Annotated in this window: 15 protein-coding genes; 7 read left to right on the forward strand and 8 right to left on the reverse strand. The window is 72.6% G+C overall.

What is annotated here, in order from left to right; translation table 11 throughout:
• Positions 1-227 precede the first annotated feature (227 nt).
• Entirely contained in the window at positions 228-5,159 is a 4,932-nt protein-coding gene (locus ACIHCX_RS27460) for an NAD-glutamate dehydrogenase (protein WP_400033989.1), read from the forward strand.
• Between the two features lie 247 nt (positions 5,160-5,406).
• On the forward strand, positions 5,407-6,921 hold the full coding sequence (locus tag ACIHCX_RS27465) for a hypothetical protein (RefSeq protein WP_400033991.1): 1,515 nt from the start codon (positions 5,407-5,409) through the stop codon (positions 6,919-6,921).
• Between the two features lie 81 nt (positions 6,922-7,002).
• On the opposite strand, the gene ACIHCX_RS27470 is transcribed toward ACIHCX_RS27465, so the two are convergent.
• Both ACIHCX_RS27470 and ACIHCX_RS27475 read right to left on the reverse strand, forming a co-directional pair.
• Complete coding sequence (locus ACIHCX_RS27470) at positions 7,003-7,812, reverse strand: ABC transporter ATP-binding protein (protein WP_400033993.1); 810 nt, start codon at positions 7,810-7,812, stop codon at positions 7,003-7,005.
• The gene (locus tag ACIHCX_RS27475) at positions 7,805-8,719 is read right to left on the reverse strand and encodes an ABC transporter permease (protein WP_400033995.1); all 915 of its coding nucleotides are present in this window, start codon (positions 8,717-8,719) and stop codon (positions 7,805-7,807) included. Before ACIHCX_RS27475 ends, ACIHCX_RS27470 begins: the two co-directional genes overlap by 8 nt.
• A 169-nt stretch (positions 8,720-8,888) precedes the next feature.
• Here ACIHCX_RS27475 and ACIHCX_RS27480 point away from each other — a divergent pair, with 169 nt between their 5' ends.
• From ACIHCX_RS27480 to ACIHCX_RS27490, 3 genes are all read left to right on the forward strand, one after another.
• Entirely contained in the window at positions 8,889-9,527 is a 639-nt protein-coding gene (locus ACIHCX_RS27480) for a TetR/AcrR family transcriptional regulator (protein ID WP_400033997.1), read from the forward strand.
• Positions 9,528-9,608: 81 nt separating this feature from the next.
• Positions 9,609-10,364 (forward strand): SDR family NAD(P)-dependent oxidoreductase, encoded by a 756-nt coding sequence (locus ACIHCX_RS27485; RefSeq protein WP_400033999.1) that lies wholly within the window; start codon positions 9,609-9,611, stop codon positions 10,362-10,364.
• A 23-nt stretch (positions 10,365-10,387) separates the two neighbouring features.
• Positions 10,388-11,347 (forward strand): ABC transporter substrate-binding protein, encoded by a 960-nt coding sequence (locus tag ACIHCX_RS27490; RefSeq protein ID WP_400034001.1) that lies wholly within the window; start codon positions 10,388-10,390, stop codon positions 11,345-11,347.
• On the opposite strand, the gene galE is transcribed toward ACIHCX_RS27490, so the two are convergent.
• The 6 genes from galE to ACIHCX_RS27520 form a co-directional block, all read right to left on the reverse strand.
• Positions 11,292-12,272 (reverse strand): UDP-glucose 4-epimerase GalE, encoded by a 981-nt coding sequence (galE, locus tag ACIHCX_RS27495; protein WP_400034003.1) that lies wholly within the window; start codon positions 12,270-12,272, stop codon positions 11,292-11,294. The genes ACIHCX_RS27490 and galE overlap by 56 nt on opposite strands.
• Before the next feature lie 55 nt (positions 12,273-12,327).
• A complete protein-coding gene (locus tag ACIHCX_RS27500; protein ID WP_400034455.1) occupies positions 12,328-13,947 on the reverse strand; it encodes a glycosyltransferase in 1,620 nt (539 codons plus the stop codon).
• Positions 13,948-14,769: 822 nt separating this feature from the next.
• Entirely contained in the window at positions 14,770-15,681 is a 912-nt protein-coding gene (locus ACIHCX_RS27505; protein ID WP_400034006.1) for a carbohydrate ABC transporter permease, read from the reverse strand.
• Positions 15,678-17,021: a carbohydrate ABC transporter permease gene (locus tag ACIHCX_RS27510; RefSeq protein ID WP_400034008.1), complete on the reverse strand. Its 1,344-nt coding sequence runs from the start codon at positions 17,019-17,021 to the stop codon at positions 15,678-15,680. Before ACIHCX_RS27510 ends, ACIHCX_RS27505 begins: the two co-directional genes overlap by 4 nt.
• A 7-nt stretch (positions 17,022-17,028) precedes the next feature.
• Complete coding sequence (locus ACIHCX_RS27515) at positions 17,029-18,423, reverse strand: ABC transporter substrate-binding protein (protein ID WP_400034010.1); 1,395 nt, start codon at positions 18,421-18,423, stop codon at positions 17,029-17,031.
• Between the two features lie 163 nt (positions 18,424-18,586).
• Positions 18,587-22,312 carry an FHA domain-containing protein gene (locus ACIHCX_RS27520; RefSeq protein WP_400034457.1) on the reverse strand — a complete coding sequence of 1,242 codons (3,726 nt, stop codon included), beginning with the start codon at positions 22,310-22,312 and terminating at the stop codon, positions 18,587-18,589.
• Between the two features lie 585 nt (positions 22,313-22,897).
• Here ACIHCX_RS27520 and ACIHCX_RS27525 point away from each other — a divergent pair.
• Together ACIHCX_RS27525 and ACIHCX_RS27530 are read left to right on the forward strand one after the other, a co-directional pair.
• Entirely contained in the window at positions 22,898-24,598 is a 1,701-nt protein-coding gene (locus ACIHCX_RS27525; protein WP_400034012.1) for a protein kinase, read from the forward strand.
• 111 nt (positions 24,599-24,709) lie between these two features.
• Positions 24,710-25,993: a serine/threonine-protein kinase gene (locus tag ACIHCX_RS27530; RefSeq protein ID WP_400034014.1), complete on the forward strand. Its 1,284-nt coding sequence runs from the start codon at positions 24,710-24,712 to the stop codon at positions 25,991-25,993.
• The last annotated feature ends 88 nt before the right edge of the window (positions 25,994-26,081 follow it).

The raw sequence follows: 26,081 nt of genomic DNA on the forward strand, positions 1-26,081 counted from the left end.
GAGGACGCCGCGTCATCCACGGGTACGGACACGGGTACGGACGCGATGGAGAGCAGCGTCACACCCGCCGGACGCGTCGAAGATGGCTGATATCCCCCCGCACATCTCACTTTCCGGCATAGCGTCGAAGCACACCGGACATTCCGGGCCGCGGCGTCACGCCGGAGAGGAAGAGACCGTACTTCCTTCTACGTCACGCAACGGCGCGCGACAGGAGCCAGAGGACAATGCAGACCAAGCTGGACGAAGCCAAGGCCGAGCTGCTCGAGAGGGCCGCCCGGGTAGCTGAGAACAGTCCGCTCGGGGGACATATCCCGACCGGGTCGACGGGCGAGGGCATGCCGGACCGGGAGTCCGTGCTCGCGTTCCTCCAGCGTTTCTACCTGCACACCGCCCCGGAGGACCTCGCCGACCGCGACCCGGTCGACGTCTTCGGCACCGCCTACTCCCACTACCGCCTGGCCGAGAACCGCCCGCAGGGCACGGCCAACGTCCGGGTCCACACCCCGACCGTCGAGGAGAACGGCTGGACGTGCAGCCACTCCGTCGTCGAGGTCGTCACCGACGACATGCCCTTCCTCGTGGACTCCGTGACGAACGAGCTGACCCGCCAGGGCCGCGGCATCCACGTCGTGATCCACCCGCAGTTCGTGGTGCGCCGTGACGTCACCGGCAAGCTCATCGAGGTGCTGCCCAGCGCGGCCCCCGGCGAGGAGCTGCCGCACGACGCGCACATCGAGTCCTGGATCCACGTCGAGACCGACCGCGAGACCGACCGCGCCGACCTGAAGCAGATCACCGCCGATCTGGTGCGCGTGCTGTCCGACGTCCGCGAGGCCGTCGAGGACTGGGAGAAGATGCGCCAGGCGGCGACCCGGCTCGCCGAGGAGCTGCCCGCCGAGCCGGTGCCCGGCGACCTGCGCACGCAGGACGTCGAGGAAGCCCGTGAGCTGCTGCGCTGGCTGTCCGACGACCACTTCACCTTCCTCGGCTACCGCGAGTACTCGCTGCGCGACGACGACTCCCTGGCCGCCGTGCCCGGCACCGGTCTGGGCATACTGCGCGCGGACCCGCCGCACGCCGGCGACGACAGCCACCCGGTCAGCCCGTCCTTCGAGCGGCTGCCCGCCGACGCCCGCGCCAAGGCCCGCGAGCACAAGCTGCTGGTGCTGACCAAGGCCAACAGCCGGGCCACCGTCCACCGGCCGTCCTACCTGGACTACGTGGGCGTCAAGAAGTTCAACGACAAGGGCGAGGTCGTCGGCGAGCGCCGCTTCCTCGGCCTGTTCTCGTCCGCCGCCTACACCGAGTCCGTGCGCCGGGTGCCGGTCATCCGCCGCAAGGTCGAGGAGGTCCTCGAGCGCGCCGGCTTCTCGCCCCACAGCCACGACGGGCGCGATCTGCTCCAGATCCTGGAGACCTACCCGCGCGACGAGCTCTTCCAGACCCCGGTCGGCGAGCTCCAGGCGATCGCCACCTCCGTGCTCTACCTCCAGGAGCGCCGCCGGCTGCGCCTGTACCTGCGCCAGGACGAGTACGGCCGCTACTACTCGGCCCTCGTGTACCTTCCGCGCGACCGCTACACCACCGGCGTGCGCCTGCGGATCATCGACATCCTGAAGGAGGAGCTGGGCGGCACCAGCGTCGACTTCACGGCCTGGAACACCGAGTCGGTGCTCTCCCGGCTGCACTTCGTCGTCCGCGTGCCGCAGGGCACCGAGCTGCCCGAGCTGTCCGACGGCGACAAGGAGCGCATCGAGGCCCGCCTGGTCGAGGCCGCCCGCTCCTGGACGGACGCCTTCTCCGAGGCGCTGACCGCCGAACTCGGCGAGGAGCGCGCCGCGGAGCTGCTGCGCCGCTACTCGGGCGGCTTCCCCGAGGGCTACAAGGCCGACCACACCCCGCGCGCGGCGGTCGCCGACCTGTGCCACCTCGAGCAGCTGAACGAGGACAGGACCTTCGCGCTGAGCCTGTACGAGCCGGTGGGCGCCGCCCCCGAGGAGCGCCGGTTCAAGATCTACCAGAAGGGCGGCTCGGTCTCCCTGTCCGCCGTGCTGCCGGTGCTCAGCCGGCTCGGCGTCGAGGTCACCGACGAGCGGCCGTACGAACTGCGCTGCGCGGACCGTACGACGGCCTGGGTCTACGACTTCGGTCTGCGGATGCCGAAGGAGTCCGGCGCCGGCGACCACCTCGGCGACGACGCCCGTGAGCGCGTCCAGGACGCCTTCGCCGCCGCCTGGACGGGCAAGGCCGAGAACGACGGGTTCAACGCCCTGGTGCTGGGCGCCGGGCTGACCTGGCGCCAGGCGATGGTGCTGCGCGCCTACGCCAAGTACCTGCGCCAGGCGGGCTCGACCTTCAGCCAGGACTACATGGAGGACACCCTCCGCAACAACGTCCACACCACCCGGCTGCTGGTCTCCCTGTTCGAGGCGCGGATGTCGCCGGAGCGCCAGCGCGCCGGGCACGAGCTGGTGGACGCGCTGCTGGAAGAGGTCGACGCGGCCCTGGACCAGGTGGCCTCCCTCGACGAGGACCGGATCCTGCGGTCCTTCCTCACCGTCATCAAGGCGACCCTGCGCACCAACTTCTTCCAGGAGGCGCGGGGCGGCGGGCCGCACGAGTACGTCTCCATGAAGTTCGACCCGCAGGCCATCCCGGACCTGCCCGCGCCGCGCCCGGCGTACGAGATCTGGGTGTACTCGCCGCGCGTGGAGGGCGTGCACCTGCGCTTCGGCAAGGTCGCCCGCGGCGGTCTGCGCTGGTCCGACCGGCGCGAGGACTTCCGCACCGAGATCCTCGGCCTGGTCAAGGCGCAGATGGTGAAGAACACCGTCATCGTGCCGGTCGGCGCCAAGGGCGGTTTCGTCGCCAAGCAGCTGCCCGACCCGAGCGTGGACCGGGACGCGTGGATGGCGGAGGGTGTCGCCAGCTACAAGACCTTCATCTCGGCGCTGCTCGACATCACCGACAACATGGTCGCCGGCGAGGTCGTGCCCCCGCAGGACGTCGTGCGGCACGACGGCGACGACACCTACCTGGTGGTCGCCGCCGACAAGGGCACGGCGCGGTTCTCGGACATCGCCAACGAGGTCGCCCAGTCGTACGACTTCTGGCTCGGCGACGCCTTCGCCTCCGGCGGCTCGGCGGGCTACGACCACAAGGGCATGGGCATCACCGCCCGCGGCGCCTGGGAGTCGGTCAAGCGGCACTTCCGGGAGCTGGGCGTGGACTCCCAGACCCAGGACTTCACGGCCGTCGGCATCGGCGACATGTCCGGTGACGTGTTCGGCAACGGCATGCTGCTCAGCGAGCACATCCGGCTGGTCGCCGCCTTCGACCACCGGCACATCTTCATCGACCCCGAACCGGACGCGGCCGTCTCCTACGCCGAGCGCCGCCGCCTGTTCGAGCTGCCGCGCTCCTCGTGGGCGGACTACAACGCCAAGCTGATCTCGGCGGGCGGCGGGGTGTTCCCGCGTACGGCCAAGTCGATCCCGGTCAACGCGCACATCCGCGAGGCCCTCGGCATCGAGTCCGGCATCACCAAGATGACCCCGGCCGACCTGATGCGGGCGATCCTCCGGGCCCCGGTGGACCTGCTGTGGAACGGCGGCATCGGCACCTACGTCAAGGCGTCCACCGAGTCCCACGCCGACGTCGGCGACAAGGCCAACGACGCCATCCGCGTCGACGGCCGCGACCTGCGGGTCCAGGTCGTCGGCGAGGGCGGCAACCTGGGCTTCACCCAGCTCGGCCGGATCGAGTGCGCCATGCAGGGCGCCCGGATCAACACCGACGCCATCGACAACAGCGCCGGCGTGGACACCTCCGACCACGAGGTGAACATCAAGGTCCTGCTCAACGGCCTGGTCGCGGACGGCGACATGACCGTCAAGCAGCGCAACAAGCTGCTCGCCGAGATGACCGACGAGGTCGGCGCGCTGGTGCTGCGCACCAACTACGCGCAGAACACGGCGATCGCCAACGCGCTCGCCCAGTCCAAGGACATGCTCCACGCCCAGCAGCGCTTCATGAAGCACCTGGTGCGCGAGGGCCATCTGGACCGGGCGCTGGAGTTCCTGCCCACCGACCGGCAGATCCGTGAGCGGCTGGCCGCCGGGCACGGCCTGACCGGTCCGGAGACGGCCGTCCTGCTGGCCTACACGAAGATCACGGTCGCCGAGGAGCTGCTGCACACCTCGCTGCCGGACGACCCGTACCTGCGCGGCCTGCTGCACACCTACTTCCCGACCGCGCTGCGCGAGCAGTTCACCGAGCGGATCGACAACCACCCGCTGCGCCGTGAGATCACGACGACCGTCCTGGTCAACGACACGGTCAACACGGGCGGTACGACGTATCTGCACCGCCTGCGGGAGGAGACCGGCGCGTCGCTGGAGGAGATCGTCAGGGCGCAGACGGTGGCCCGCACGATCTTCCGCTCGGCGCCGGTGTGGGACGCGGTCGAGGCACTGGACAACAAGGTCGAGGCCGATGTCCAGACCCGGATCCGTCTGCACTCGCGCCGCCTGGTCGAGCGCGGCACGCGCTGGCTGCTGAACAACCGGCCGCAGCCGCTGGAGCTCGCCGAGACCGTGGAGTTCTTCTCCGAGCGGGTCGGGCAGGTGTGGGCGGAGCTGCCCAAGCTGCTCAAGGGCGCGGACCTGGAGTGGTACCAGCAGGTCTACGACGAGCTGTCCGGCGCCGGTGTCACGGACGAGCTGGCCACGCGCGTGGCCGGGTTCTCCTCCGCTTTCCCGGCGCTCGACATCGTCTCGGTGGCCGACCGCATGGACAAGGACCCGATGGACGTCGCCGAGGTGTACTACGACCTCGCCGACCGCCTGCACATCGCCCAGCTGATGGACCGCATCATCGAGCTGCCGCGCGCCGACCGGTGGCAGTCCATGGCCCGTGCGGCGATCCGCGAGGACCTGTACGCGGCGCACGCGGCGCTGACCGCGGACGTGCTGGCCGCGGGCAACGGCACCGCCACGCCGGAGCAGCGCTTCAAGGTGTGGGAGCAGAAGAACGGGGCGATCCTGTCCCGGGCGCGGGCCACGCTCGAGGAGATCCGCAGCTCCGACGCGTTCGACCTGGCCAACCTGTCGGTGGCGATGCGGACGATGCGCACGCTGCTGCGGACGCACTCGTAACCGCGGGAGGCCGACCCGTACTCGAGGGCGCCCCGGACCTTGCCGGTCCGGGGCGCCCTCATGTCGTCCATGCCGTCTTCCCGCCCTGGGCCGGGAATCGCCCTGGTTCGGGAATGCCCCTATCCAGGAATCGTCCCGGTCCAGGAAACGCCGCACGCCGAATTTATCTTTTCCGGCTGAACGGGATCATTCGTATAAAGTTGCCGCGTGAACTCCCTCGGTAGTCGCACCCGGCTCTTCCGGCACGATGCGCACCGCGCCGCCTGAGGTACCGTCAGCGCCCGCAGTCGTCCCCCGGCCGACGGCCGCCCCGGGAAGGGTCCACGCGCCCGGTGTGGCCGCCGCGTTGGTCGCCGCCCTGCTGCTCCTGGTCATCGTCCGGCTGCCCTGGGCCGGCGACCTGGGCATGCACGCGGCGACCGTGCAGAGGCTGCGCCACAGCCTGTTCCACCCCGGCAATCCGCTGGTCGACGTCGTCACCCCGAGCCCGTACTACTCGCCGTGGATGGTGCTGCTCGGCTGTGCCGCCCGGATGAGCGGCCTGTCGGTGTTCGTCGTGCTGCGGATCGCCGCGCTCACCGGGCTCACGCTGCTCGCGACGGGCGTGTGGCGGTACGTCAGGACGCTGAGCGCGCACCGGGCCGCGCCCGCCCTGGCCGCCCTGAGCCTGGTTCTCCTGTGGGGTACGGAGCTCATCAACTGGAGCGGGTTCCTCTCCCTCAACTCCCTCGCGCTGACGGTGTCGTACCCCAGCGTGTTCGCCTTCGGCCTCGCCTTCCATTACTGGGCGTGGCTCACCCGGGCGCTGCGCGCGGCGGCCGGGTGGGAGGTGTGGCTGGGCCTCGGGGCGCTGTGGGCACTGATCCTGCTGTGCCATCAGTTCACCGGATTCGTCGCCACGCTCGGCGGTCTCGCCGCGGTGCTCGCGGACCGGCCCCCGCGGGCCCTGTGGCCGCGGCTCGCCGCCGGGGCGGCCCTGGGGCTGCTGGTGCTGTGGCTGTGGCCGTACTACGACTTCTTCGCCCTGCTCTCGGCCGGACGCGATCTGGAGGAGGTGCACCGGGCCCTCTACGCACGCTTCGTCGGCCGCTACTGGCTGGCCCTGCTCGGAGTCGCCGCGCTGGTCCTGCGGTGGCGGCGCGACCGCCGGGACCCGCTGGTGATCTTCTGTCTGCTGGGCGCGCTGGTGTGCGCGGTGGGCTTCGGCACGGGCCACTACGCCTGGGGCCGGACCCTGCCCGCCGCCCTCGTCCCGGCCCAGCTCGCCGCCGCGCTGGAGGTGGTGCAGGGCGGCCGGCGGGCCGTGCGGACCCGCTGGGCGTGGATGCTGGGCGGGGCGCTGGCCCTGGGCGCGTGGGCCCAGGCGGGGGTGCTCGGGTACGCCGTCGGGAGCGCGGCGCTGCCGGACGTGCTCGCGGCCGACTACACCCCGCCGTGGACCGGGTACCACTGGATCACCCCGTACGTGAAGTACGGGGACGTGGTCATGGCCCGGGACCTGCCCTCCCGGCTGATCCCGGCCTACGGCGCCTACACCGTCGCCCCCGGCTACCCGGACTTCTTCCTGCCGGACGAGTCGCGGCGCGAGTGGGCGGTGCGGCGCTACTACACGCGCCGCACCCCGGAGGACGTGCGCAGGGACATCCTGCGCACCTATGACGTGCGCTGGGTCGTGGACGGGAGCAGGCCCCGCCGCGACCGCGAACTGCGCGTGGTGACCCGCGGCCCCGACGGCCAGGTCCTGTACGCGGTCACCCCCTGACCGGCCCGCCGGACGCGGGACGGGCGGGACCGTCGCGACAGGACGCCGCTCCTTGACGGGCAAACGTTGCCCGCCGCGGCACTAGCTCTTGGCCTTCTTCTTGTCGGGGCCGCCCGTGAAGGCCTCGTAGGCCTCGAGGACCTCCTCGGTGGGGCCGTCCATGCGCAGTTCGCCGCGCTCCAGCCACAGGACGCGCTCGCAGGTGTCGCGGATGGAGGCGTTGCTGTGGCTGACCAGGAACACCGTGCCGGCCCGGGCACGCAGCTCGCGGATCCGCTGCTCCGAGCGGCGCTGGAAGGAGCGGTCACCCGTGGCCAGTGCCTCGTCGATCAGCAGGACGTCGTGGTCCTTGGCGGCGGCGATGGAGAAGCGCAGCCGGGCGGCCATGCCGGAGGAGTAGGTGCGCATCGGGAGCGTGATGAAGTCGCCCTTCTCGTTGATGCCGGAGAAGTCGACGATGTCCTGGTAGCGCTCCTTGACCTGCTCGCGGGACATGCCCATGGCCAGTCCGCCGAGGAGGACGTTGCGCTCGCCGGTCAGGTCGTTCATCAGCGCCGCGTTCACACCGAGCAGCGAGGGCTGGCCGTCGGTGTAGATCCTGCCGTTCTCCACGGGCAGGAGTCCGGCGACCGCCTTGAGCAGGGTGGACTTGCCGGAGCCGTTGGTGCCGATCAGGCCGATGGCCTCGCCCTTGTAGGCGACGAACGAGACCTTCTTGACCGCGTGCACCCGGCGTACGCCGGCCGCCTTCTCGGCCTTCTCGCGGCGCAGGATCCGGTTGAGGGCGGCGGTCGCCGAACCTCGACCGGAACCGGTGCCGTTGACCCGGTAGACGATGTCGACCCCGTCGGCGACGACGGTGGGAATCTTGTCGGTGTTCAGCTCAGCCACGGCCGTACGTCTCCTCAGCCTTCCAGAAGTAGATGAAGCCGCCGACCCCGGCGAGCAGGGCCCAGCCCACCGCGAACGCCCACACGTGGTGGGGGAGCTGGTGCGCCTTGAAGCTGTCGATCAGCGCGAAGCGCATCAGGTCGATGTAGACGGCGGCGGGATTGGACTGGAGCAGCACCTTCAGCACGTGCGGCATGCTGCTGTGGTTCAGCGTCTTGTCGATGCTCCACATCACGCCCGAGACGTACATCCAGGTGCGCAGCAGGAACGGCATCAGCTGGGCGACGTCCGGCGTCTTGGCGCCCATCCGGGCCATGATCATGGAGACGCCGGCGTTGAACACGAACTGGAGCAGCAGCACCGGGAAGGCCAGTACCCACGACAGGCCGGGTGTCATGCCGAAGCCGAGCAGGATCGCCACGAGGGCGACCATCGAGAACAGCAGCTGCTGGAGCTGCTGGAGCGCGAAGGAGACCGGCAGCGCGGCCCGCGGGAAGTGCAGGGCCCGCACCAGGCCGAGGTTGCCGGAGATCGCCCGGGTGCCCGCCATGATCGAGTTCTGGGTGAACGTCCAGATGAACACGCCCGTCACCAGGAACGGGATGTAGTCCGCGACGCCGCGGCTGGTGCCCATGAGGACGCCGAAGATGAAGTAGTACACCGCCGCGTTCAGCAGCGGGGTGGCGACCTGCCAGAGCTGGCCGAGCTTCGCCTCGCTGTACTGGGCGGTGAGCTTGGCGGTGGCGAAGGCGCTGATGAAGTGGCGCCGCGCCCACAGCTGGCGGACGTACTCGGACAGGGAGGGGCGGGCACCGCTGACCGACAGGCCGTGGCGGGCGGCGAGCGCCGCGAGGCCGTCCTCGGCCGGGGCCGGGGTGGGAGGCGGTGTGTGGAGGACCTGGCTCACATCCGCTGCTTTCGCTCGGGGGGAGGGGGTGCGGGCGTCCGGCTTGTTGTCGCCGTCGTTTCCTTACGGTTCTCTTCACGTTCTCTTACGTCGGAACGGCACCGTATCGTCGCAACGCGAGCGTACGGCGAAGTGACGTCGCAACGCAACCGTTTCGTCGTAACGCCCTATGCTGGGGCCCATGACGACGAACGCCGACGAGCCCCAGACGAGCCCCCGCCGCCGGGTCCCCGCCGGAGCGGCGGTGCTCCGCGAGGATGTGACGGAGGCGATCCGGGCCGCGGTCTTCGAGGAACTGGCGTCCGTCGGCTACGCGCGGATGTCCATCGAGGGGATCGCGCGGCGCGCGGGCGTCGGCAAGACGGCCGTCTACCGCCGGTGGCGCTCCAAGCTGCACCTGGTGCTGGACATCGTCTCGGCGCTCGCCGTGCAGGGCCTGCCCGCGCCGGACACCGGCTCCCTGGAGGGCGACCTGCGGCTGCTGTACGAGGTGACCTCCCGGGCCCTGCGCCACCCCGTGGCCTCGCAGATCATCCCCGACCTCCAGGCGGAGGCGGCCCGCAACCCGGACATCGCCGAGGCCATGCAGAAGGCGCTGCGGGACGGTCAGGAGAGCGTGGCCAGCAGCATCCTGGCGGCGGCCGAGCACCGTGGCGAGATCCGTCCCGGTCTGGACCTCGACCTGGCCCTCGACCTGATCTCGGGTCCGCTGTACTGGCGCGCGGTCGTCATCCGCACACCGAAGCTCCCCAAGGGCTACCTGGCCGCCCTCACCCGGGCGACGGCCGAGGCGATCAAGGCTCTTTGACGGCATAAGTGCGGGAAGCCGTGGAACGCGGAGCATGCGTGTGGACGCGGTTGTATGCCGGCGCCGGCAGGAGGTGGGTCCGTGACTGGATCAGGCGGCAGGGTGGCACTGGTGACAGGGGCCGGCAGCGGAATCGGTGCGGCCACCGCGCGCCTTCTCGCCGCGCGAGGGATGCGTGTGGTGGTCAACTACCTCCGCAACACCAAGGCGGCCGAGGAGGTCGTCGCCGGCATCGAGGCCGCAGGCGGCCAGGCCATGGCGGTGCAGGCCGACGTGCGCGAGGCGGCGGCGGTCGAGGGGATGACTGAGCAGGTCCAGGCGGCCTGGGGAGACGTCGACGTGCTCGTGCACAACGCGCTCACCCCGTATGTGATCAAGCCGTTCCAGGACATGACGTGGGCAGAACTGGGCGGCAAGCTCGACGACGAGATGCGTGCGGCGTTCACGGTCACCAAAGCCGTCCTGCCCGCCATGACCCGACAGGGTTGGGGACGCATCGTCTATCTCGGCACCGGCCTCAGCCGCCGCCCCCGGGAGGGCATGATCGCACTGGGCACGGCCAAGGCGGCGCTGACGCAGTTCGCCCGGTACCTCGCCCAGGAGCTGGGCCCTCGGGGCATCACCGTCAACATCGTCGAGCCCGGCCCGGTGGAGGACACCCGCATGGCGGGTGCGCTCGACGAGGAGTACAAGCGGCGGCAGGTGGCCGCCACTCCTCTGGGCCGTCTGGCACACCCGGACGACGTCGCCCAAGCTGTCGCGTTCTACGCCGGCGAGGACAACGCCTTCATGACCGGTACCACGGCCGCGGTCAACGGCGGGATGTCCATGGACTGATCCCCCGATCAAGGTGAGTGCTCATGCACACGATCGATCTTGCCTACGTCGGGCGGGGCCTGCACGAGGAACTGGTCGCGTACATCGCCGACCAGCAGGGCTACTACGCCGACGAGGACGTCCACGTCGCGCTGCACGACGGCTGCTCCTGGGACGTGGAACGGCTGCGCCGGGGCGCCACCATCGGACTCGGCAGGGCACTGCTGTCCCGACTGGTCGACGGCATCCCCTGGGTCGCACTCCAGGTCAACACCCACCGCCCGCTGTTCTGGTTCCTCGCCCGCCCCGGCCCGACCTCCCTGGCCGATCTGGCCGGCCGACGGCTGGCGGTGCACGCCCCCCGCACCCCACCCGGGTGCTTCGCCCGGATCGTGCTGCGCCAGGCGGGCCTCGACCCGGACCGCGACCTCCACACCGTCGTCCGCCCGCCCGGCGACTACGGCATGGATCTGCGCCGGCTGCACGAGGGCTCGATCGACGCCGCCTTCGTCGGCAGCACCATGGCGCCGGAGGCGATAGCCGCCGAGTACGGCTGGCGCGTCCTGGCCTGGGTGGGCGACCACTTCCGGATCCCCACCGTGGGCCTGGCCGTCGATCCCACCCGCGTGCACCCGGACGACCCCGCGGTCCAGGCCGTCGTACGAGCCCACCGGCGCGCCCTGCGGGTCATCCACGACGAACCCGACACCACGGTGCGGTACATCCGGACGTTCCTCGGCCGGCACACCGCAGACGAAGCCCGAGCCCACCACGAGACGTTCATCGCGCCGTTCTTCACCACCGACGGCCAAGCCGACCTCGCCGTCGGCGCCACCGCGATCACCGCGGTCGCCGCCGAACTCGGCGTCCCCGTCACCGTCACGGCAGCCGAGTTCTACCGCACCACGGCAGGGCGAACGGATGAGCGAAAGCCGGAAGCCGGACCGGTCAGGTGCGGGCCGCTTCCGGGTGGTGGTGGAGCCAGCCCTGCCAGGCCGAGGTGATCATGTCGTGGAGGTCGCGCCGGGCCTTCCAGTCGAGTTCCCTGGCGACGCGGTCGGCGGAGGCGACGACGCGGGCGGGGTCGCCGGGGCGGCGGGAGGTGACCGTGGGCGGGGTGTCGTAGCCGGTGACGGCGTTGATCGTGTCGATCATCTCGCGCACCGAGACCCCCTCGCCGCGGCCGATGTTCAGGGTGAGGTCGCGGCCGGGGGAGGAGGACAGGGCGCGAGCCGCGGCCACATGGGCCTCCGCGAGGTCGGCCACGTGGATGTAGTCACGGATGCAGGTGCCGTCCGGCGTGGGGTAGTCGTCCCCGAAGATGCGCGGCGGCGCGTGCTCGGTCAGCTGTTCGAAAACCATCGGGACCAGGTTGGAGACACCGAGGTCCGCCAGCTCCGGGCTCGCCGCGCCCGCCACGTTGAAGTACCGCAGGGACGCCGTGGACAGGCCCGTCGCCCGGCCGGTCGCACGCACCAGCCACTCACCGGCCAGCTTCGTCTCGCCGTACGGCGACATCGGCACGCACGGCGTCTCCTCCGTGACCAGGTTCACGTCCGGCATGCCGTACACGGCCGCCGAGGAGGAGAACACGAAGGCGCCGACCCCGGCCGCCGTCACCGCCTCCAGCAGGACGCGCAGGCCCTCGACGTTCTCCCGGTAGTAGTGCAGGGGCCACTCCACCGACTCGCCCACCTGCTTCTTCGCCGCCAGGTGGACGACACCGGTCACGTCGTGCTCGGCGAGGACGCGCGCCACCCGGTCGCCGTCCAGCGTGGAGCCCACGACCACCGGGACGTCCCGCGGGACGCGCTCGGAGATGCCGGTGGACAGGTCGTCGTACACCACCACCCGCTCGCCCGCTTCGGTCATCGCGTGGACGACGTGCGCTCCGATGTAGCCGGCGCCGCCGGTGATCAGCCAGGTCATGCGGGCGTCTCCTCGTCAGTTGGCCCAGGTCGTCGTGCGGATGCGGGTCGCGTGCTCATTGTGACGCGGCCCCGTGGAACAGACGGCGCAGTCTGCCACGCAGTATGGACGTCACCCCGCGCAGCCCCATCGCCAGCCGCAGCGCCAGCGCGCCGGAATGCGTGGCGTAGGGCTGGACCAGCAGGGCGCCGTAGCGCAGGCTCGGCACGGCGCGGCGGCGCAGCAGGCCGGCGCCCGCGCGCGCGTGCGCCGTCACGTCGCGGCTCGTGCCGTCGGCGAAGCACACCCGAAGCCGCAGGTCCCAGGTGCCGGCCCCCAGCCCCGCGAGGTCCACGCCCGTCTCGGCCGACCAGGTGCCCTCCGCCGCCGCCGGCGTGAGCGGGACGGTGACCTGCTGGGCCGTGCGCCCGCCCTCACGGTGCCGCCACGCCACCTCCAGCGCCTCCGGTCCGGCGGCCGCCACCCTGCCGTACAGGTCGTGCAGGCGCAGCCGCAGCACGCTGCTGCCCGCGTGAGGGTGCAGTTCCGCGTCCACGGCCAGGGGCAGGACGTGGACCGGCCGGACCAGGTAGGGCTCCAGGCTGATCTGGGGGAGGTCCTCGGTCCATACGGGGGTGCCGTCCCTGCCCCGGGCGTAGGGCGGGCACAGGCGGGCCGGGCGGGCGGCGAGCTCCTTCAGGCGCGGCAGGTCGCGCGGCTCGGGCGACGCGAGGATCACCCGTCCGAGGAGCCGCCCGGCGGCCGTCGGGTTGACGGCCCAGTCGGCCGCGTCGTACTCGCCGAGGAACTGCCGCGTGTGCTCCCACCAGGCGCGCCGGTACTCCGCGTCGCGCAGGCTCAACTCGCGGGCGTACATGCGCAGTTCGTGGTCGAGGAACTTGGCGCGTGCCGCCCGCGCAAGCTCCTTCTGCCCGGCGTTCAGCAGGATGTCGTACGCCGTCCTGCTCGCCTCGGTGCGGGCCCGCCAGTTCTCGATGTGCGCGCGGTCCAGCGAGATCGACAGATGTCCGGCGGACCGGCGCACGTTCCACACGTACACCTGGTCGGGGATGAGGGCCAGGCGCGGTTCGGCGGCCAGTAGGCGCGCGCTGAACACGAAGTCCTCGTACGGGTAGTGCCCGTCCGGGAAGCGGATCGCGTGCTCGCGCAGGAAGTCGGTGCGGTACAGCTTGTTGACGCACAGGGTGTCGTGCACCAGACGCGGGAGCCGCGCGGGGCGCGTGAGGACGGCGCCCTCGCTGTAGAGCTTGCGCTGCCAGGGCACCTCGCGCCCGGAGGGCAGCTCACGGCGCACGCACAGGCCGCTCACGACCTCGGCCCGCTCCTCCCGGGCGGCGGCGAGCAGCGCGTTCACCGCGCCCGGCGGCAGCACGTCGTCGCTGTCGAGGAACATCACGTACGGCGTCGTCACCGCGTCGATGCCGGTGTTGCGCGGGGTGCCGCAGCCGCCGCTGTTGTCCTCGCGCCGGATCACCCGCACTCTCGGTTCGGCCGCGGCCAGGCGTTCGAGCAGTTCGAAGGTGCCGTCGGTCGAGCAGTCGTCGACGGCGACGACCTGGCTGACGGAGGGGCCCTGTGTGAGAGCCGAGCGCACAGCGTCGGCCATGTGGGTGACGTCGTTGTAACCGATCACGACGACGCTGACGTCGGTGGCATGGTCGGGGTGCAGATGCATGGTATCCACGAGCGGAGATAGTAGGGATAGTCGGTAATCTCCCGTTAAGAGGGACTTGGTGTCCCGTCCGGAAGACGGTGAGTGTCCGACTCGGGTTCCCCTTGAGGCCTCACCAATTCCGTCGACAGCCACAACCGGACGAAGGAGAACGGCGTGGCGGTGGCCGGTGGCGGCGATCCGGTCCGCCGCGGGCAGACGGACTCGCGAAAGAGCAAACGGTGTTCCACGGCTCTGGGTAACGGTCTGGCGGCCGCGGATGGGGACACGGACCCGAGCGGGCTTCGACTCGGGGCCGCGACCTGCGACGACACCGGACGGCAGGGGAGGACGGCGACCGGCTGGGCCACCCCGTGCGCGACGGGACCCGCAGCGCGGCGACCCGTAGCGCCGTGGCCCGCAGCGCGGCGATCCGTAGCGCCGTGGCGCGCAGGACACGCAGCGGACGGACGGCCGGTCCGACCGTCCGGTGGCACAGGGCCGCCACCAGTCGCAGTACCCGGATCGCGCGGTGCGGGCCCAGCCTGACCAGGGCGTACCGCAGCCCGATGTACCCGATGCGCAGCGCCGGCCACAGGCCGAGGGTGCGGTAACGGCGGCGGCACGCCTCAAGGCATGCGCGCGGGTACGCCGGGACCCGGTGCGCGGGGACGTTGACACTGAACCTGGGCAAGGGGGCATCCAAGGGCCGACACGGGCGTTCTGCCCGGGAACGGCCGGTGGAGCGGGTCGGTCACGGCCCGCTGAGGCATCCGGGGGACGGCGGGCCGGCGGTGGCGGAGGGCGGGCCCGCGCCGGCCCGCCCCGAAATGTCTTACCGTGCGCTTACTTGACCGCGCCCGCCATCACACCCGAGACGAACTGTCGCTGGAAGGCGAAGAACACGGCCAGCGGGATCACCATGGAGATGAACGCCCCGGGCGCCAGTACGTCGACGTTGTTGCCGAACTGGCGTACCTGCGTCTGGAGGGCGACGGTGATCGGCTGCGTGCCGGACTTGGTGAACACCAGCGCGACCAGCATGTCGTTCCACACCCACAGGAACTGGAAGATGCCCAGGCTCGCGATCGCGGGCCCGCCCAGCGGCAGCACCACGCGGGCGAACAGCCGCAGTTCACCGGCGCCGTCGAGGCGGGCCGCCTCCAGCAGCTCGCGGGGGATCTCCGCGAAGAAGTTCCGCAGCAGGAACACCGCGAACGGCAGGCCGAAGCCCGTGTGGAACAGGACCACCCCGAAGATCGTGCCGAACAGGCCCAGCTTGCCGAAGAGTTCGGCGATCGGGATGAGCGCCACCTGCACCGGCACGACCAGCAGTCCGACCACGGCCAGGAACCACCAGTCCCGGCCGGGGAACTCCATCCACGCGAAGGCGTAGCCCGCCAGCGAGCCGACCAGGACCACCAGGACGGTGGCCGGGACCGTGATCAGCACGGTGTTCAGCAGGGAGTTGGTGATGTCGCTGTTCTCCAACAGCTTCTGGTAGCTGTCGAAGGTGAGCTGCGAGGGCTTGCTGAGCACCGACCACCAGCCGCTCGCGCTCATGTCCGTCGGCGAGCGCAGCGAGGACAGCAGCAGACCGATCGTCGGGACCAGCCAGAACAGGCCCACCACGATCAGGAACACGCGGAGCACGCCGCCGCTGACGGCCTGCGCCAGCCGCGAACCCAGGGACGGTTTCGCCCGCACGGCCCGGGGGACGGGCACCGTTTTCGGCGGAGTCCCGGCTTCCGTCGTCATCGCCGCACCTCCCGCCGCAGCCTGCGCAAGTTGAACAGCATCACCGGGATCACCAGCACCAGAAGGAACACCGAGATGGCGCTGGCGATGCCCGGCTGCCCCTCCGAGAAGCCCTTGCGGTACAGCTCCAGGGCGAGGACGTCGGCATCGGCCTGGGAGGAGCCCGGGGCGATGATGTAGACCAGGTCGAAGATCTTCAGCACGTTGATCATCAGGGTGACGGCGACGACCGCGAGCACCGGTGCCAGCAGCGGCACCGTGACCCTCCGGAACACCTGCCACTCGTTCGCGCCGTCGACCCGGGCCGCCTCCAGCAGTTCCCGGGGCACCGCCGCGAGGCCGGCGGCGATCAGCACCATCGCGAACCCGGCCCACATCCACACGTACGCCCCGATGACGGCTGGGGTGACCAGCGACGGGCCCAGCCAGTTCACGCCGTTGTACGGCGCCTTGAAGTTGCTCGCCGGGAGCCGGAGCAGTGCGCCGTCGGCGGACGCCGGCAGGGTGAACGTGCCGTCGTCGGCGGCCTTCGTGGATGCCACCACCGTGCCGTCCTTCACCGCCTCGATCCGCATCCCGGCATAGCCCGGCTCGCCCGGGTCGACCACGCCGAGCCTCCCGACGCCCTTGCCGCGCGTGAAGTCCTGCCAGGTGGTGCCGGTGATCCTCCCCGGCTCCGACGTGGCCTGGACGGCCTGCTCGGCGCTCTTCGGCATCTGGTCGGGGGCCACTCCGACCAGGGGGAGCGTGACCGACTGCCCGGTGTGGACCGGGTCGGCGGTGAGGAAGCCGCCCTGGTCCGGCTCGAGCGGCGAGTCGCGGCCCGGGTGGGCCTTCGGGAACGCCGAGGACTGCGCGAACGTGTCGTGCACCCCGACCCACACCGCGTTGGCGACGCCCCGGTCCGGGTCCTGGTCGTACACCAGCCGGAAGATGATCCCGGCCGCCAGCATGGAGATCGCCATCGGCATGAAGACGACCAGCTTGAACGCCGTTCCCCAGCGCACCCGTTCGGTCAGCACCGCGAAGACCAGACCGAGCGCGGTGGCGACCGTCGGCGCGAACACCATCCAGATGACGTTGTTCTTCAGCGCGGTGCGGATGCCGTCGTCGGTGAACAGGGCCTTGTAGTTGTCGAACCCGGCGAAGCCGTCGCCGGAGGCGTTGGAGAAGCTGCGGACGAGCGAGTACCCGATGGGGTAGACCACGAGCGCGCCGAGCAGCACCAGGGCGGGCAGCAGGAACAGGGCCGCCACGGTCCTGCGGGTGCCGGTCACGCTCTTGCGACGACGGGGCGCGGCGGGGCCCGTCGAGGCTCCCGCCGCCGTGACCGGCGCCATCGCCGGATCAGCTCCCGCCGCCGTACGCCGCCGCCGCGTCCTTCTCCAGCCTCGCCTGGGTGCCCGCCACGTCCGAGGGGTTCTTCAGGAAGTCCTGGAGGTCCTGCCACTCACCCTTGCCGGGCGTGCCCCCGAAGGCCTGCGGGGCCTGGTCGGACATGTCGAAGCGGAAGGAGTCGCCCGACGCGATCAGCGCCTGGGCGATCGTGCGCTGCACCTCGTTCGGATACGCGGAGTTCGGCACGTTCTTGTTCGGGGACAGATAGCCGCCGAGCTTCGCCTGGATCGTCGCCGCGTCCGGCGAGGCCAGGAAGGTGACCAGGGCCTGGGCCGCCTTGGAGTCCTTCAGGATCACGGCCGCGTCGCCGCCGGAGACCACCGGCGCGGTGGAGCCCACGGCCGGGAACGGGAACACCTTCGCGTCCGTGCCCACCTTCGCCTTGGTCTCACCGATGTTGACCTGCACGAAGTCGCCCTCGTAGACCATGCCGGCCTTCGGCTGGTCGCCGCCGGTGAAGGTCTGGGTGACGGAGGCCGGGAACTCGATCTGCAGCGCGCCGGTCGGGCCGCCCGCGACGTAGTCCTTCTTGGACCAGATCTGGGCGAGCGTGGTGAGCGCGTCCTTGACGGACGGGTCCGTCCACTTGATCTTGTGGTCGGTGAGCTGGTCGTACTTCTCCGGCCCGGCCTGGGAGAGATAGACGTTCTCGAACCAGTCGGTGAGGGTCCAGCCGTCGGCGCCGCCGACGGAGAACGGGGTGACCCCGGAGTCGTAGACCTGCTGCGCGGCGCTCAGCAGGTCTTTCCAGGTCTTGGGCTCACTCGCCCCCGCGTTCTCGAAGACCTTGGCGTTGTACCAGATCAGCGACTTGTTCGCGGCCTTGTAATAGGCGGCGTACTGCGTGCCGTCGACCTTGCCGAGGTCCTGCCAGCCCTGCGAGTAGTTCTTGGCGAGCTGCTCCTGGGCTTCCTGGCCGAGGGGCTTGGCCCACTTCTTCTCCACGGCCTGCTTGATGGCCCCCGGCTGCGGGAGCAGCGCCACGTCCGGCGGCTGACCGCCCGCGATCTTGGAGCCGAGGAAGTTGATGATCGGGTCCTGGGCGGGGACGAAGGTGACCTTCGCGCCGGTGCGCTTCTCGAACTCGGCGAGGACCTGCTTGAAGTTCTTCTGCTCGCCGCCGGTCCAGACGGCGGCGACCTCCAGCGTCGCGCCGTCCAGCTTGGGGAGGGTGACGGAGGCGGCGGTCTCCGTGGCCCCGCCGCCGCTGTGGTCGTCGCCGCTCTTCTTGTTGTCGCTTGTGCCGCCGCACGCGGTGAGGGAGAGGGCCAGTGCCCCCGCGGCGACGGCCGCCGCGGTCCTCGCGGCCCGGTGACTGAGGAGGGTGCTGCTCGTGCTGCGCATGACTGCCCCGTTCTCCGTTCCTCGTCGAACGTCCGAACGCTGTCCCGTGGGCTCTGGTGTACGCCGGGGTCCGGGAGTCGGCAAGAGCGCCCACGGCGTCAACCGGGCGATCGTGACCACGTCGTGACTCCGCGTCAGATGTCGATCACGGCAGCGGGACCGGTCACAGCAACGAGGGAACGCGGGCCGCCGACACCTCCCGCGCCGCGCGCTCCAACGCGCTTGCCAGCAGAGCGAGATCGGTCGGCCCGTTGCCCAACTCCCGTACCGAGCGCCGGGTGGGAGGGTCGCCCATGCGGTGCCACTCCAGCGGCACGACCGTGGGGCGCTGGGTCGCGGTGCGGGGGATACGGCCGGTGACGCGACCGCCCTGGAACGCCGTCACGCGGCCGTCCGGACAGGCCAGCCGCCCACGTCCGGGCGCCGGCTCGTCCGGTCCCGGTGCCGGTGCGTCCAGCGTGACCCGCAGCGCGGCCCGGCGCGCCGGTTCGGTCTGCGCCGTACGGCCGCCGGGCGTGGTGGCCGCCACCAGGTGGACGCCGAGCCGCTCGCCCTCCCGGGCCACCGCCTCCAGCGCGCGGATCACCGACCCGGCCGAGGGCCGGCCGGGCGACCCGAGCGAGGGCGAGACCAGCGCGTCCAGGTCGTCGACGACGACCACCAGCCGGGGCAGCGGCGGCGCGGTGCCGGCCTGCCGACGGGCGGCGGCGGGCCGCAGCCGCATCGTCGAACTGGGCGGGCTGTCGAGATCCCCCGCGTCACCGGTGCCGGCGGCGCCCGCGCCGCTCGTCCGCGCGCCGGGTACGCCCGGGTGGGCCGTGCTCGGGCCGGCGGGGCCCGTGGGGGTGCGTCCCGGCTCGAAGCTGCCGCGGGTCGCCGTCGTCCGCTGCGGGGCGCGGGCGGTGTCGGCGCCGGCCGCCGCGCTCGGGGCGGTCGGCGCCCCGTAGGTCGGGGTGGTCGGGGTGGCCGGGCCGGGCGTGCCGGAAGCCGTCGGTGTGCGGGGGGAGACCAGGCGGCCGGAGACCTCGCGTCGGGTGTGCCACTCGGTGAAGTCCGTCAGCCCGACCAGTTCGGCCCGGCGTTTCAGCTCGGCGCTCAGCGACTGGGCGAACTCCCGCATGCGGACGGGGTCGTTGGCGGTGAGGTGGGTGGTCACGTGCGGCACGTCCGTGCACACCCGCAGGCCGTCGCCGTGCCCGCCGCCCGCGCCGGTGCCGTCCCGGCCGTCCACCAGCACGATGCCGAGGCGGTCGGGCCGCTCGGCGGCGGCCAGCGAGGCGACGACGGAGCGCAGCAGTTCCGTACGGCCGCTGCCCGCGGGCCCCTCGATCAGCAGATGCGGTCCGTCGGCCACGAGGTCGGCGCAGACCGGCCCGCGCGGACCGGCGCCCAGTATCGCCCCGGCGCGCCCGCCCAGGGCCGCCGTGTCGTCGGCCGCGTCCGCCCAGCGGGCCTGGAGCGAGGCCGGGGTGGCCCGCGCCAGCCCCAGCTCGTCGAGCAACCGCGCCGACAGGGGCAGCGGCGCCGACACCCGGGCCGGCCGGTTCGCTCCGGGCCCGTCCGTCCGCAGGGGCGCCAGGGCCCGCGCGAACCGCTCGGCCCAGGCGAGGGACACCGCGTCGACGACGGCGACGGTGCCGGGGGATATGGGGGTGCGGTGCGGGGCCCGCGCCGCCGGGGCCTGGGCGGGTGCGTCGGCGCGCGGTGCGCGCAGGGCGTCCGCGTGTCGTCGGAACCGCTCGGATCCGCTGTTCCGGTGCGCCGCGGCCGGGTGTCCCGCGACGCGCATCAGCCGCAGCGCCGTCGCCACGTCGCCGCTGAGCAGGGCGACGGCTCCGCACGCCCCGAACGCCGGCGTCACCGCGCACGCCGCCTCGTAGGTGTCCGTGACCGGGGACGCGGGCGAGGCGGGTGTCGTCTCGGCGAGACACACGACGTGTATCCCGGCCCGGGGGCCCTCGTGCGCCAGGCGTGCCACCGCCTCGCGCACCGTCGCGCCGCCCGGGTCGCCGTCCACGACCACCACCGTGTACGGCCCGGCGAAGCCCGGCTCGTCCACCGCGTTCTCGTCCCGCACCCAGGAGGGACACCGGGCGTCGTCGCGCGCGTCCTGGGCCCGGTGGTCGCCGACCGCGGGGCCTGTCCCGGAAGCGAGGGCGCCGCCCGGGTGGTCCGCCGTGCGGTCCTCCACGCGCCGGAGGAGTTCGTCCGTGCGGGCCGCGGCCTGCTCGCGGTCGTAGGCGAGCAGGAGGCGGCAGTCCTGGCCGTGGGCCGGGCGGACGTGGGGCAGCCAGCCGAGCCAGGACCACTCGGCGGTGCGCTCCTCCAGCGGGCGGGTGCCGTCGGCGCTGAGCAGCACGATCTCGAGCGCGTCCGGGGAGTGCGCCGCGGCGAGCTGGGCGAGCACCGCGCGGGCCAGCCCGGACAGGCGGGCGCGCGGTCCGGCCAGGCCCAGTGCCCCCACCTCGCGCAGGTCGGTGGTGACCGGGACCGCGGGCAGCAGCCCCGAACCGTCGGGGGCCGGCCGGTCGGCCGTGCCGAGCCGCACGGTGAGCGCCTCCGGGTGCCCCGGCCCGCGCTCCCACAGCCGCGGTCCCGGGCCGAGGGCCGCGAGCAGCAGCGCCGCCGGGTCCGGCCAGGTGTCCGGGAGCTGCGGCGCGGTGCGCCACGCGGGCGCGTCCTGCGCGCGCACGTCCTCCGCCGTGCCGTCGTACGTCCCGCGCCGGTCGGCCCCCTGTTCGCCGCGCCCGCCGGTCAGCCGCCGCGCCCACGCGCCGAGCCCGCCGCGCCGCCGCAGGACCTGCGGTACGCCGGTGCCGCCGTCGGCCGTGATGGCGAAGGGCACCGGCGCGGGCGTCGTGCCGGGAGCGCCGTCGCCGCTCTCGGTCCGGGGCACGCCGGCCTGCGCGGGGGCCGCGGGGGCCGCGGAGGCTTCTGAGGATCCGGGCGCCCGGGTTTCCGGCGGGTGCGGCGCGAGTGTTCCCCGGTGGGTCACGGTCGGGCCCGTGGCATCGCCGTACGTGTGCGGGTCCGCGCCTCGCGCACCGCTGCCGTGGCCGTCGCCCGCGCCGTCCTGTACGCGCTCATGTGCGGGGGCGGGAGCGGGGGAGGCGGCCGTGGTGGCGGGCGCGCCCTCGGAGGGGAACCGCACATGGCCCTCCCCGTCGGGTGTCGTGCGTACGCGAGCGTCCGGTCCCGCGGCCGGTGTCAGGCGCAGGGCCGACTCGCCGATGCGCAGCAGCGCCCCGGGGGCGAAGCGGACCGGGCGGGACCCGACGGGGCTGCCGTCCAGCACCGTGCCGTTGGTGGAGCCCAGGTCGGCGACCGAGACGCCGCCGTCGGGGGCGACCGTCACCGCGCAGTGCACGCGCGAGACGTCGGGGTCGTCCAGCGGCACGTCGGCGTCGGCGGAACGGCCGACCGTGATCTGCCCGCCGTGCAGCAGGTGCACCCCGCCCGCGTCCGGCCCCGCGACCACGTGCAGCTGGGTCGGGGCGTCGTCGAGTTCGGGGTGCGGCTCGGGGTCGGCGGGGGCGCCCAGGGACAGCACCGCGCCGTCGAGCAGCGGGGGCTCGCCGAGCGTGCAGCGCTGGGCGTCCAGCCGCTCCGCGCCCGCGTACAGCACCACGGGACCCGTCCCCGGCTCCCGGCCGCCGGACGCGCCCCGCTCCCGGCCGCCCCGCTCGGACGCCGAGGTCCCCTCGCCGCAGACCGCCGCGGCCAGCGCCGCGGCCACCGCGGCCAGGGCGGTGCCGGCGGGCGCCGTGACCAGCACGTCGCAGCGCGCGGAGCGGCTCCGCGCCGGTGGGTGGCCGGCCTGCTCCTGCGAGGCCGGGACCGTGGGGGAGGGCGGGCCCTGCGGATCTACGACGGTCAGCCGGATCTGCATCGCCGTCAGCAGTCCCTTCTGCGCGGGCGCCCGCGACCGGCGTGGGGCGAAACCGCCCCGCGGTCCCCCACCGCGGACTTTCCCCCACCGCCGGACGAGCACGTCGGCCAGTTCTGGAGGCATCCTCGCACCTGCCACCGACACCGCGCCCGCCGCCCACCGGCAAGTGATCTTGATTGGTCGGCTCTGCCCGCAAAAGTTCCCGGCCGATGCTCGGCGGATGTCCGTTCGATGCCTGCTTGAGATCGTTCACGTCCGTACCGGGCAACCAAGCGACCCGAGCCGAGCGTCTTTCCATCGAACATGTACGGAGCCCCGTGCGTACGTCGCCGTGGAAGGAGCCGGCGCGGCGCGGGCGGACAACCGGGCGCGGGACCGGGCGCGACAGCTCGACCGTCCGGCACCGCGGGGGGCGGCAAACTAAAGTGGGTCGGAACACCCGTGTGGCGGGTCCCGGCACTCGCGGGACGCCCCGGAAGCGCGGGTTCACGCAGGCAAGCAACTTCAGGCAAGTAAGCAACTTCAGGCAAGCAGCCCAAGCAACGCAAGCAATGCAAGCTACGCAAGCAACAGGGAGCGCATGACGTGCGGCCGGTAGGCAGCAAGTACCTCCTGGAGGAGCCGCTCGGACGCGGTGCCACCGGGACCGTCTGGCGAGCCCGCATGGGGGCACCCCCTGCTCCGGAGCTCGTCGCAGGAGCTTGGGGGAGGGAGGCGGCGGGCGCGGAGGCAGCCGTGCCCGGGCAGCCCGGGGAGACCGTCGCCATCAAGGTCCTCAAGGAGGAGCTGGCGAACGACTCCGACATCGTGATGCGGTTCCTGCGGGAGCGGTCCGTCCTGCTCCGGCTGACCCATCCGAACATCGTGCGGGTGCGCGACCTGGTGGTCGAGGGCGATCTGCTGGCGCTGGTCATGGACCTCGTCGACGGCCCCGACCTGCACCGCTACCTGAGGGAGAACGGCCCCCTCACGCCCGTGGCCGCCGCGCTGCTGACCGCCCAGATCGCCGACGCGCTCGCCGCGAGCCACGCCGACGGGGTCGTGCACCGCGACCTGAAGCCGGCCAACGTCCTGCTCAAGCAGGACGGCGGGCAGATGCACCCGATGCTGACCGACTTCGGCATCGCCCGTCTGGCCGACTCCCCGGGACTCACCCGCACCCACGAGTTCGTCGGCACGCCCGCGTACGTCGCGCCCGAGTCCGCCGAGGGCCGGCCGCAGACCTCCGCGGTCGACGTCTACGGCGCCGGGATCCTGCTGTACGAGCTGGTCACCGGCCGGCCGCCGTTCTCCGGCGGCTCGGCGCTCGAGGTCCTGCACCAGCACCTGAGCGCCGAACCGCGCCGCCCGTCCACCATCCCCGACCCGCTGTGGACGGTCATCGAGCGCTGCCTGAGCAAGAACCCCGACGAGCGGCCCAGCGCCGAGAACCTCGCCCGGGGGCTGCGTGTCGTCGCCGACGGCGTGGGCGTGCACGCGAACCCCGCGCAGATCGCCGCAGCGGAGGCCGTGGGGGCGCTGCTGATGCCCGATCCGGCGCCCGCGACCGTGCCCGCCTCCGACATCCCCGGCGCCGCCGACCCCACACAGGTGCTGCCGCAGGGCGCCGCGTCGTACGACCCGAACGCCGCGACCAGCGTCCTGCCGCACTCCGGCCCGCCCGGCGCGGCCGATCCGACCACAACGCTGCCCGCGCACGGCGGCGCCGACTCCACGCGCGTGATGCCGCCGATGCCGCAGGGAGCGCCGGGCGACATGAACGGCGCCGGCGGCGGGCCCTACGGGGACCAGCAGCCCGAGCAGCCGCACCCCTGGCAGAACCAGCTGCGCGCCGCCCGCGACCGCAACGAGCAGACGCAGGTCCAGTACCTGGACCCCGGCGAGGACCCGCTGCGCCGCCGCCCCCAGCGGCAGGTCGCCCGGCCCCAGCAGCAGCCGCAGCGCCGGCCGCGTCCCCAGGCGCAGCCCGGTCGCGGCTATCAGCAGCAACAGCCCCAGCGGTACGCGCCGCCCGCCCAGCCGGAGCCCCGGCAGCCGGCACGCGAGCCGAGGCCGCCGCGGCAGCGGAGCGCGAACCCGATGAAGATCCCCGGGCTCGGCTGCCTCAAGGGCTGCCTGTTCACGATCATCATCCTGGTGGTGGCCGGCTGGCTCATCTGGGAACTGACGCCGTTGCAGCACTGGATCGGGACCGGCAAGGGCTACTGGGAGCAGTTGAGCTCCTGGGCCGGCGACGTGAGCGACTGGGTCAAGGAACTGGGCGGTGGCAGCGGCAATGGCAACTAGGCGCGGTTCTGGGGATTTGTCGACAGCCGGGAGGTGAATTCCGGCTCCGTGGTGAGGGTTGGCTCGTCGGACGCGTAGCTTTGTCGGCAACACGCGTCTGTAGGAGCAGTCTTGGCACGGAAGATCGGTAGCCGGTACACCGCGAACCAGATCCTGGGGCGGGGCAGCGCCGGCACGGTGTGGCTCGGCGAAGGACCCGACGGCCCCGTCGCCGTCAAGCTGCTGCGCGAGGACCTCGCGTCCGACCAGGAACTCGTGGGCCGCTTCGTACAGGAGCGGACGGCGCTGCTGGGTCTGGAGCACCCGAACGTGGTCTCCGTACGGGACCTGGTGGTCGACGGCAACGACCTGGCCCTCGTCATGGACCTGGTCCGCGGTACGGACCTGCGCACCCGGCTGGAGCGGGAGCGGCGGCTGGCGCCCGAGGCGGCCGTGGCGATCGTGGCCGACGTGGCGGACGGGCTCGCCGCGGCGCACGCGGCCGGGGTCGTGCACCGGGACGTCAAGCCGGAGAACGTGCTGCTGGACATGGAGGGGCCGCTGGGCCCCGGCGGTGCGCATCCGGCGCTGCTGACCGACTTCGGTGTGGCCAAACTCATCGACTCGCCGAAGCGGACCCGGGCGACGAAGATCATCGGTACGCCGGACTATCTCGCGCCGGAGATCGTGGAGGGGCTGCCCCCGCGGGCCGCCGTGGACATCTACGCGCTGGCCACGGTCCTGTACGAGCTGCTGGCGGGCTTCACTCCGTTCGGCGGCGGACATCCGGGCGCGGTGCTGCGCCGGCACGTCACGGAGACGGTGGCACCGCTGCCGGGCATCCCGGACGAGCTGTGGCGGCTGATCGTGCAGTGCCTGGCCAAGGCGCCGGCGTCGCGGCTGCGGGCCTCGGAGCTGGGCGCCCGGCTCAGGGAGCTCCAGCCGATGCTCGTGGGGATGCCGCCGCTGGATGTGGACGAGCCGGGTGCGGAGCCGGAGCAGGAGCCGGAACCGGGGGAGTCGTTGTCCGGCCGGTCCGCGGAATCGGCCGGGGCCGGGGCCGGGGCCGGGTCTGAGGGCGGGGCCGGGGAGCGGGTACGGCGACGGGGAGCGGTCCCGTTGGTGCCCGGGGCGAGGCCGGACTCCAACCGGGACACGCACACGTCGATGCGGGTGCCGGCGCCGGACGAGCTGGCGGGGGGCGCGCGGGGGACGGCGCGGGTGCCGCGGGCGGTGGGGGCGCCGCGGCCCGGTTCGGCCGCGCGTCATCGCGCCGCCGCGCGGCGGCGCAGGGTGACGTTGGGGATCGCGGGAGTGGTGGTCGCCGGCGTGCTCGGGGCGGGGGTGTGGTGGGCGTCGTCGGGGGACGGGGCGGACGGGACATCGGGGGTGCCGGGGCAGTCGGCGTCTCCGTGACGCCGGGATTTGGGGGCCGGCCCCTGCGGGGTGCCGTCTGCGTCCCTGTTTTCGTCCACCCGCCCGCCCGACTCGGTGGGCTGAGAGG

This window comes from Streptomyces sp. NPDC052043, from assembly GCF_044548235.1.
Lineage (GTDB): Bacteria > Actinomycetota > Actinomycetes > Streptomycetales > Streptomycetaceae > Streptomyces.